The sequence below is a fragment of the cf. Phormidesmis sp. LEGE 11477 genome (assembly GCF_015207105.1).
Taxonomy (GTDB): Bacteria; Cyanobacteriota; Cyanobacteriia; order Phormidesmidales; family Phormidesmidaceae; genus Phormidesmis.
In genome coordinates, this window is sequence record NZ_JADEXO010000079.1 from 22,483 (window position 1) to 30,372 (window position 7,890).

Here is a 7,890-nt window from a genome sequence, read left to right on the forward strand (position 1 = left end):
TAAAAATAACCGTAGAAAGCTAGTTCAGCCTAAATATTTCTCTGAAAACCTATGAAGAATCAAGTGAAAAAGAAAAAAATCCCTTTGTTTCTACGACAGTTGATTAAAGCAACTGGTTTTTGGAAAAGTAATGCTCTAATCCTACGCGAGTTTAAATATTTCCCTCAGATCATCCTTCTAGCAGTTCTTTTTACCTTGCTAGCGGCTGTCTTCGAAGGATTTGGAATTGGCGCTATTCTTACTATTTTGACCAGTCTGATAGATGCGGATGCGCCACCTTTGAGAACAGGCGTAGAGTGGTTTGACATTTGGGTATTAGCAGCCAACTCATCGGCCCGAAATCGGTTGTTTAGGATTTCAGGCTTACTGATTCTAATGACAGCTCTTAGAGCTATATTTACCTACTTTGCATTTGTATATGTCGGGATTGGCAAACTAAAGCTAGGCTACCAACTACGCCTACGGATCTTCGAGCAGCTTCAGCGACTCCCTCTAGGCTACTTTTCTAAGGTTCGCTCTGGTGGGTTGCTCAACAGCATGACGAATGAGATCCAACAGATCATGCAGGCGTTCAATCTGTTCAACGTGATCTTGATCCAGGGTTCTCTTCTACTAGTCTATCTATGCTCAATGTTCTTAATGTCATGGCAACTGTCTACCCTTTCTATATTACTGTTTGGGCTGTTGTCCTACGGGGTCTCTTACCTGTTGAGGAATGTAAGACAAGCGAGTTTAGAGCGTTCTACAGCTAGCAGCCGCTATGTCTCTCTCTCCTTAGAGTTTATCAACGGCGTGCGAACAGTTCATGCGTTCGCCGCACAGCGATTTGAACGAAAGAGATTTGACAAAAGCAATCAGGCTTTCTTCGAGGCTTCGACTAAGACAGTTTCTCTTATGTCTCTAGCAGGTCCTCTAGTTGAGGGCGTTGCTAGTACGGTAATTATTGTAATGATAGTCATAGCGGTACTAGTACTGGTACCAGCCGGTCAGCTACAGCTAGCTTCGCTGCTAACGTTTCTGTTTGTTCTCTTTCGGGTAATGCCACTTGTAAAGATTCTAAATTCTTCGGCGGCAGGCATCCGAAACTTTCATGGGTCGTTCGAAAAGATATCTCAGGTTCTAAGAGTTGATGATAAACCCTACATACAGAATGGCTATCTTGAGTTTCCTAGACTTGAGCATTCGATCGTATTTAACTCGGTTGACTTTGGCTACGAACCATCCTCGCTAGTGCTAAAGAATATCGATCTGACAATCGAGAAGGGTAAAACGACCGCCCTAGTTGGGGCTTCGGGAGCAGGTAAATCTACGCTAGCCGATCTGATTCCCCGATTCTACGACCCAACTAAAGGCCAGATATTGATCGACGGAACCGACTTACGTAAGTTCAACATCAACTCTTTTCGTCGCAAGCTTTCGGTAGTCAGTCAAGATACGTTCATCTTCAATGATACAATTCGAAACAATATCGCCTATGCACTAGAGGATGTTAAAGAAGAAGATCTTCTACAGGCAACGAGGCTGTCAAATTCCCTAGAGTTTATTCAGAAGTTGCCAGAGGGTTTTGATACGGTTCTCGGTGATAGAGGGGTAAGGCTGTCGGGGGGACAGCGGCAGAGAATTGCGATCGCGCGCTCACTCCTGCGCTACCCAGATATTCTGATTTTAGATGAAGCCACTAGCGCTTTAGATTCCGTTTCAGAGCAACTGATTCAAGAGTCGATTGAAAAGCTTTCCGTCGGGCGAACAGTCGTGGTCATCGCGCATCGCCTGTCTACTATCGTTAAGGCAGATAAAGTTGTTGTTTTAGAAAAAGGTGAGATTGTTGAGCAAGGCACCTACCAAGAACTGCTCAATATGAAAGGCCAGCTATGGGAATATCACAACATGCAGTTTGGAGCCAACACTTCTACGGAGAAGGCACTGAAGGGGTTGAAACTCTAGCAAACACTCGCCACAAGCTGAAAAATTTGAAGCATAGTCTTTAGCAACCTCCCATAAGTTAGCGACAGCAGCCGACACAGCATTACACAAGCCTCCGTTAAACACTACTCATTTATTCATAGGAACTTCGTAGGAACTATGTACGCTACAGAAGAGAAAAAAAAGCAAAGCGACTGCTCAATCAGCTTGTGTATTTGCACGATGAACAGACCGGAAGATCTAGAAAAATGTTTAGAAAGCGTTTTTCAAAGCAAAGTAAAGCCGGACGAAGTGATTGTCAGTGACGACAGCCCTGATCCAGAGCCAACCCAAGCAATCGTCGAAAAATATCCGGCGGTAACCTACCAGACTGGTCCGAGACTAGGACTAGGGCCGAATCGCAATGCTTGTATTCGACGAGTGCAGAGCACTCACCTCATGTTTATCGATGACGATGTATGCGTACCACCAGACTGTTTTGAAATTGCTTATGAGCTGATCGCACAAACGCCAGAATCGGTTGTTACTGGTTATGAGATGAAGCACAGAAGCTGGGAAGGAGAAGGCACGGTCAAAAAGATCCTGCCCCACAATGCAGATTTCTGGGGAACGATGAAGATTCCTATAAACGATTCAGACTGCTGCTCAGTAGTGATGAACTCAACTATTTTTCCAGTCAGTTTGTTTAAGGAAGCATTGTTTGACGAATGCCTTCGCTATGGGTATGAAGAGCTAGATATCGCTCGTCACGCAGTTGCACTCGGCTACAAAATCGTTCCTAGAGATACCCTATGGGTCAACCACTATCAATCTCTAGTCGATAGAGCCAGCAACTGGGATCGAGTACTCGCATCCCAACTGTATACAACTGCAAAAGCCTACTTTTTCTACGAAAAATCGATCCCTAAAGCGCTGATCTACACGCTGATTGCCCCCCTAAAGGTGACAGCAGGCTTGATTAAACAAAAAGACCCAAGAGCCATACAAAAAGGTGTGAAAGCAACCGTCTCAGCCTATCAGCACTTTTTTAGTCGAAAAGAAAAAGGCTTCGTTAGCAAACATGACTCTTATCCACTAGTTGAAGCCTCGCAATAACTGCTTTTGAAGCCCGGTAATGACTGCTCTATGCGGAACAAATTTGGTTCACAAAACCTCAGTTCAATGACGACCTATGGTACAACCTAACTTCTTGATTATAGGAGCTGCCAAAGCGGGTACAAGTTCCCTATACCATTACCTGAACGAGCACCCTCAAATCTATATGAGCCCAGTCAAAGAACCTAGATTCTTTGCACCAGAACTCTACACAGACTACCTAAAAGATCCCTACAGGAGTGGGGCAAAAGAGCACCGCAGCACTCCTATGAGCTTAGAAGAGTATTTAGCCCTGTTTGAAGACGTCTCGAACGAAACTGCTATTGGAGAAGCCTCAACAGAGTACTTGTACGTGCCTAAGACTCCCGAACGGATAAAGGAACGACTCCCGGATGTCAGGCTAATCGCAGTCCTACGTGATCCAGCAGAGAGAGCCTACTCGGCATTTTGCTACCAGGTTCGAGATGGCTGCGAGCAGCTCACTTTTGAGGAAGCACTCGCACAAGAAGAGCATCGTAGGCTTGAAAAGAAACGCTGGCCTGGTTGGCATTACGAGCGAGTTGGATTCTATCACGAGCAGGTAAAACGATACTTCGATCTCTTCGATAAAAAGCAGATCAAAATCTATCTCTATAAAGACCTACAGGCTGACAGTGGAGCTGTTGTTAAAGACGCCTGCCGTTTCTTGAATGTTGAGGATACTTTCACGCCCGATCTGACTCGTCGTAACGTCTCAGCAATTCCGAAGAACATGGCGTTACAAAATCTTTTAATCAAAGACAACCCGCTGAAGACACTTGTCAAACCCTTCATCCCTATCGGCCTACGTAAGTCAATTAGAAGCCAGAATCTGAAGAAGAAGCCTGCTCTATCGCCGGAGATTCGTCAAAAGCTGGTCGCTGACTATCGAGAAGACATTCTAAAGCTACAAGATCTTATTCAAAAAGACCTTTCCCACTGGCTGGATTGATGGTCTCCAAACCGTTTCGATCTCCCTGCTCTCCTGATTAGACATTGTTTTAACGCCAACGCCCTCTAGTTTTCACTTCCAGCTTTAAAAGAGCCTAAGGTCATGTCATCTAATTCTAGTATTACGCAGAATAAAGATAGTGAACACACACAGCTCAGCTCAAGCTCGGCTGCTCTAAAGGCGTTTCAATATTCAATACCGATAGAGTACAACGTCATCTTTGGCTGTCCTCGCTCAGGAACAACTTTTCTATTTGAAGCCCTTAACGCCTTACCCAGATCCGAGTGTTCTTCTGGACACTTATTTCCTTTAGCGCTGGCGCATTTGGTCAATCGAAACTTGTCGCCTGATATCTACCAGTGTATTGCCAACAGTTTTGAATTTTCTATTCAAGACTACCTTGAAGCCGTCTACGGCAATCGTGTCACCTCAATTCATAAGTGGCTTTCCCAGTCGATGAGCACAAAGGAGATGTTTCAGTCGCTCAAGGGCCAAAGACGTATCAAGCGATTTGTTTACAAAGAGCCGTTTCTAGCATTTTCTCCAGAGCTAGTCTATAACGCCTTACCAGCGTGTCGAATTATCCATATCTATCGAGATGGTAGAGACTGTGCTGACTCGCTAGCGCGCAAATATAAAGTGTTGACAGACGAAAAACTCATGACGCTCAAGACGGCGGAAATGCCGATGGGTAGAAAATACGATCATCGATATGTCCCCTGGTGGGTAGAAGTAGGTAAAGAGGAAGAGTTCTTAGGCTACACCCCTTACATACGCTCAATTTGGATGTGGAAAGAGATGGTTCGCCGCTGCCGCGATTTTTTGGAGCGTTCAGATGTTATCGCTAGTGGGCGGATCTTGACTATCAAGTACGAGGATCTGGTGCGATCGCCCCTGGAATACGGTGAACAGGCAGTGAATCATTTCAGATGCGAGATGACAGATCAGCTACGAGCAAAGTTCAAGGCAGCTAGGCAAAGTTCGGTTAATATTCATAAGCGCCGAGATCCAGAGGAACTAAAGCTAGCTGAAAAAGTTGCTCAGACAGAGCTTGCTCAGTATGGCTATCTCTAGCTAGCTGATAGACGATCGCCTCTTATCACTTCTCGTATATCGCTTCTCACGTAGGTAAGGGACATTCTGAGGTCTTGGATAATGATTAAGTCTCTTCAAAAGCGTTTGACCTTAAGAGTATTGGTTCTGACGGTTCTAACGTTCGCTATTGTCTTAACGACTCACGCTATTTACAGTCAGCGAGATGCTGAAGGTCTCACCCTGTCAGCTCAAGGACAGCAGTGGTTTGAGCCCCAGGTGCTGCTACCTGATGTGCCCGCACTTTTTGATATCGGCGTCGCTGATATCAATCAAGATGGTGATTTGGATGTGTATACCTCTAACCACAGTGAGAAGCAGTTCTTGCTATTTGGACAAGAAGGTAGGGCGTTCGATGAACGGCCTATTTCTGCGCTGGCATTAAACCAAGATCCAGACTTTCCTGGGTTAGAGCCAGCGGCAAAACCTACTATAGACGCTCCTGGAGTCTATATCTACTGGGATCAGCGGCGGATTGTGATGGAGTGCAGAGAACTAGCGTCCCTACTAGGCCCACGCGCTGACGATGAGAGCTTTGTCTCTGGAATCATCGAAGTCTCTTCGCCGATGAATATCATTGATAGCAGCGGATTTGACATCGATATTAAAGAGGAAGAGCTCGCTTCAGGCGCTGTTGTTTCTACTACTACATTTACTATTGAATCTGAAAACGCCAGAGCTGTCTTTGGCTCATACAATCAGAGCTTGCCTATTTCTTTTGAATTAGAGACTGAGCTGAGCCTAGATCAAATATACGTAGGTGTTGATAAGGTCAATCCTGAGTCCCGCGACTTTACGATGTATCTAAGAGACCGCCATGGTATGGCCTGGGCTAACTATGATGGCGAGGGGTTTCTAGATGTTTTCATTGTTCGTGGCGGTCTAAGAGCCAGGATGGACACGCTGCCCGAACGGTATACGGACGAATTGTTGGTGAGCTCAGGGGACTCACTGTATACCAATATCGTTGATGATGCTGAGATTGAGAAGAAAGCTTGTCCTGCACTACAGACAGCTTGGGTAGATTTTAACGCGGATGGACTATTAGATATCTATACCGTCTGTTTTGCGCCACCAACTGCAACCCGCTCCTATGCTAACCAGCTATACCAGCAGCAGCCAGACGGTCACTTCAAAGATGTTGCATCGGATGTTGGCTTAGATATTGCCGATGGCGGCTCATTTGTTTGGCTAGATGCAAATCGGGATGGTGCAATTGATCTCATGTGGGTGGATGAGGAGGCTTTCTGGCTGTACGTCAACCAGGATGGTGAATTTGAACCACAAAGAATTGATGACAATTCCGGTACGGTGGTTGAGACCTTTAGCGACAGCAGTAAGTTTGCGATCGCAGACTACGACAATGACGGCGATCTAGACGTGTTTTTTGCCTCTCCAGGCGGAAATGCACTGCTGTCGAACAACGAAGGACGCTACGTCAAGCTGGACTTAGAATCCTTACAGCTTCCTACCAAGTCCTATACTGCCAACTGGGTTGACTATGACAACGATGGACTAGTTGATCTGCATGTAGCACCCGGTGGCCTGTATCGACAGACCGTAGAGACAGCGTTCGAACCGATCCAATTGCTAAGGGATGAATCGCCTCTGCTACAAAAAGCCTTCGCCACCTGGTTTGATGCAAATAGCGATGGCTTATTAGACTTGCTGTGGGCCTCATCCTATCAACTATCTAAGCCACAAGCGCTCTATCGTCGAATCAATCAAAAAATATTGGGCGGCGAGGCCGAAAACGAAGGCTCGATAGTGACACTGTACTCAAGGGAAGAGAAAGCCAGCGCAGAAACCGGAAATCATTGGCTACAGCTTGACTTGGAAGGAGCATCAAAGAACAAGCAAGCAATTGGTGCGCTTGTTGAACTAGTTACTGCTGAAGGCACCCAGCTTCAGAGTGTTGGACAATTTGAAGGCGCTCAGTTTTCGCAAGGGCACTATCGCTTGTACTTTGGGCTAGGCCAGCAACAGTCTATTGATTTTATTCGAGTATATTGGCCCGATGGCCAATCCCAAGAGGTAAGAAACATCAGCGCCGACCAGCAGTTAGTCATCAGTCAAGCTAGCGAAATATAGCGAACTATCTTTAGCAAACTATCTCTAGCGAACTGTAGAGATATGCGCTTGGCCTCCACCATTCACGAAGGCCGTAGCCCTGATTAAACCAAGCTAAGAAAACGAAAACTGTGAGTAAAACAACGTTGCTAAAACACCCTTTCTAGCAACGTTGTAAGCAAGTGCTGCTTTGTGTTCTCCATTCATCTCCTTTTTACATAGCCATATTGGTCTTTATAGGCTCTGTAAATTATGCCAGCGTGTTTTCCAGGAGAGAGGACCCGAATGATATGTTGCCTAATAGGTGAAACTTCGAGTTTTTTATAACTAACTCTTTTACAGCGATTATAGCTAGCGTCGGATACATCCTTACGCTGACTGACCATTTTGCTCTTTTACGACAAGGTTTTCATCATCAGAACGTGCAGCAAAGTGGCGAACGCTACAGTAGGCGGTTAGGAACCTAACTAAACCGTAGAGCACTATGCCGCAGCGCTTTCACTAAGTTCATTGGAAGCACTTTCATAATTCTCAGTTCCTTAGAAATCGAATTCAGATATGTGCAATTATTGCGCCGCCTACTCAGCCCTAGTCAGCGAAACGCCTTCTCCAACAGCACTTCAATCGGAGGCGGCTCAGCTACTAAAGCCGTCCTTGGACATGATGCTGGGTGCGAGCCAAAGCGTCGCTTCGGAACCACAAGCTGCCCAGTTTGACGAATCAGCACTCAACCAAACCCT

The 7,890-nt window shown here is 45.8% G+C and carries 6 protein-coding genes; all 6 read left to right on the forward strand.

Annotated elements, in window-relative coordinates; all coding sequences use genetic code 11:
- Positions 1-51: 51 nt before the first annotated feature.
- On the forward strand, positions 52-1,944 hold the full coding sequence (gene hepA / locus IQ256_RS19505) for a heterocyst formation ABC transporter subunit HepA (protein WP_193857225.1): 1,893 nt from the start codon (positions 52-54) through the stop codon (positions 1,942-1,944).
- A 138-nt stretch (positions 1,945-2,082) separates the two neighbouring features.
- The gene (locus IQ256_RS19510) at positions 2,083-3,018 is read left to right on the forward strand and encodes a glycosyltransferase family 2 protein (protein WP_228025081.1); all 936 of its coding nucleotides are present in this window, start codon (positions 2,083-2,085) and stop codon (positions 3,016-3,018) included.
- Positions 3,019-3,094: 76 nt separating this feature from the next.
- Positions 3,095-3,988, forward strand: a complete 894-nt coding sequence (locus tag IQ256_RS19515; protein ID WP_193857227.1) for a sulfotransferase domain-containing protein — start codon at positions 3,095-3,097, stop codon at positions 3,986-3,988.
- 102 nt (positions 3,989-4,090) lie between these two features.
- Positions 4,091-5,062 carry a sulfotransferase gene (locus IQ256_RS19520; RefSeq protein ID WP_193857228.1) on the forward strand — a complete coding sequence of 324 codons (972 nt, stop codon included), beginning with the start codon at positions 4,091-4,093 and terminating at the stop codon, positions 5,060-5,062.
- Positions 5,063-5,143: 81 nt separating this feature from the next.
- Positions 5,144-7,171 (forward strand): CRTAC1 family protein, encoded by a 2,028-nt coding sequence (locus tag IQ256_RS19525; protein WP_193857229.1) that lies wholly within the window; start codon positions 5,144-5,146, stop codon positions 7,169-7,171.
- 537 nt (positions 7,172-7,708) lie between these two features.
- Positions 7,709-7,890 (forward strand): hypothetical protein (locus IQ256_RS19530; protein WP_193857230.1); only part of this gene is annotated, 182 nt, incomplete at its 3' end.